The following is a 1,970-nucleotide window of genomic DNA, read 5'->3' as shown; positions in this document are numbered from 1 at the left end:
AATTGGAGAATTTATTTTACTCATCGGACACGCATTTTGTTAAAATGAAAGCCGATGAGTAATATGTGTCTGTCAGATTAAGTTTAAATTAATACGGTTTTTATGATAGTTATGAAATAAATAGTGCTGTTGAATTAGATTTCTATTTTTTATTTTAATATTTCAGTTTTATTGTTCCACAGTTTACTTGAATGAAAGGCAAATAATAATAAGGCAATAATGATAAAAATTGCACCTACAAACCCAATATCGCCTGTTGAAAGTAGAATCAATACTTTACTGCCTATAAATGCTCCACTTCCTATCCCGATATTATAAATACCTGAATAAACTGAAGTGGCAATATCGGTTGCATCGGGTGCCACATCAATGACTTTACTTTGCATGACCATACCGATAATAGTAATAGAAAGACCCCATATAAAGCATTGAATAATGGCGGTATAAAGGCTAAATGTGCTAATATAAAGTGATAATAAGCTGATAGCTAATGTTAATACGGGAATAAATAGAATTGCTGTTGGATTTTTGTTAGCATATTTGGCAAATATAACGCTACCAATCATTCCCGAAAATCCTACAACAAGCAATAAACCAACAACGACTTGTTGATCAAATCCGCCTATATTTGTCATAAATGGGGTGATGTAGGTATAAGCCGTAAAATGCCCGGCAATGATAATTGCTGTTAGTCCATAGATGTTTAGTAGTATAGGGCGTTTTAATACATGGGGTATGTTTTTCATTGAGATGGTGTTAGTGCTTGATAACTTAGGTAATAAGTTCATCAGAAAAATCATAATGCAAAAGGCGAAAAATCCAATACATAAGAAAGTCATTCGCCAGCCGACTAGGTGGCCTATCATAGTGCCAATCGGGATGCCAAGTATCGTTGCCATAGAAACACCAATCACAATAAAGCCCATAGCTTTTGCTTTTTTTCCATTTGGCGCTAATCGAACTGCTAATGGGGTTGTGATAGCCCAAAAAACAGCATGAGCACAAGCAATACCAATTCTAGCAATCACTAAACTATAAAAATTCCATGCAATTCCAGCTAATATGTGACTGCCAATAAATAGGCAAAATAATAAAATAAGTAGTTTTTTTCGTTCCATTTTTGATGTTAATACTGTCAACGGCAACGATAGTAATGAAACAGACCACGCATAAATTGTCAGTAACAATCCGGCATGAGCATTATCCATCGAAAAACTTTTTGCGATATCAGGAAGTAACCCAACAGGTATAAATTCTGTTGTGTTAAAAATAAATGCAGCAAATGCAAGGCATAGAATAGATGACCAAATATGAGATCGGGTAATGTTATTATTCATGATTAAGATTATGGCGGGAAAATTAAATTATCTTTGATTATAACTGAATATTTTAGTCTATTAAATAGTTGTTATAAATTAATCTTAAATATAAGAATCCCTCGCGTTGTTTACAGTAATATGAGAAAATACTGTAATGAATATACATAAAAAAACAAGACTAACGCCTTATCACAGACAAGAAATATGGCGCTTATATTATAAAGAAAAAATAACGGTCACTGATTTGGCTAAACGCTTTATGGTCAGTCGTCCTACCATTTATAACGTACTAAAGAAAGCTCGATTGAAGCTGTTTGTGCCTTTATCCAGTAAAAATGAACGTTATAAAACCATCAGCTAGGATATTAAACGTTTGTTTAAAATAGAAAAAACCATTGAAAATAAATTAAGACGGCAAGCTAAACGCGATAACAAAACCTATCCTGGTGAAATGCTACACGTTGATACCAAAGGTTTATCTTTACTTAAAAATCAAGCTGTAAATACCCCATTTTTATCACAAAACTCACATAGAGAATTACGCTGCTTGTTTTAGTGTTTTATACTCAATCGGCGTCATATTATTTAGTGCCTCATGCGGTCTTTCTGTATTATAAATGGTTAGCCATTCTTCAGTCATTCTCCTTGTTT

Annotated in this window: 4 protein-coding genes; 2 read left to right on the top strand and 2 right to left on the bottom strand. The window is 33.2% G+C overall.

Features of this window, described 5'->3' with window-relative positions; translation table 11 throughout:
- Positions 1 to 149: 149 nt before the first annotated feature.
- Positions 150 to 1,337, bottom strand: coding sequence for a sugar transporter (locus GQ590_RS11935; protein ID WP_160408418.1), 1,188 nt, complete (start codon positions 1,335 to 1,337; stop codon positions 150 to 152).
- Positions 1,338 to 1,473: 136 nt separating this feature from the next.
- Here GQ590_RS11935 and GQ590_RS11930 point away from each other — a divergent pair, with 136 nt between their 5' ends.
- Both GQ590_RS11930 and GQ590_RS11925 read left to right on the top strand, forming a co-directional pair.
- A complete protein-coding gene (locus GQ590_RS11930; protein WP_160408415.1) occupies positions 1,474 to 1,680 on the top strand; it encodes an HTH domain-containing protein in 207 nt (68 codons plus the stop codon).
- Positions 1,681 to 1,692: 12 nt separating this feature from the next.
- Entirely contained in the window at positions 1,693 to 1,875 is a 183-nt protein-coding gene (locus tag GQ590_RS11925) for a hypothetical protein (RefSeq protein ID WP_202112999.1), read from the top strand.
- Here the strand turns inward: GQ590_RS11925 and GQ590_RS12985 are convergent.
- Positions 1,858 to 1,970, bottom strand: a 113-nt coding sequence (locus GQ590_RS12985) for an integrase core domain-containing protein (RefSeq protein WP_160422644.1), incomplete at its 5' end; no start/stop codon positions are given. The genes GQ590_RS11925 and GQ590_RS12985 overlap by 18 nt on opposite strands.

Origin of the sequence: Gilliamella sp. Lep-s35, from assembly GCF_009795845.1 — a bacterium.
Classification (GTDB): domain Bacteria; phylum Pseudomonadota; class Gammaproteobacteria; order Enterobacterales; family Orbaceae; genus Gilliamella.
Note: the sequence above shows the minus strand (reverse complement) of the source record. Positions and strands in the feature narration are given on the sequence as shown.

Excerpts from the sequence above, each read along its gene's own strand:
- GQ590_RS11935 (WP_160408418.1), bottom strand. The coding sequence starts at position 1,337 with ATGAATAATAACATTACCCGATCTCATATTTGGTCATCTATTCTATGC.
- GQ590_RS11930 (WP_160408415.1), top strand. The coding sequence starts at position 1,474 with ATGAATATACATAAAAAAACAAGACTAACGCCTTATCACAGACAAGAA.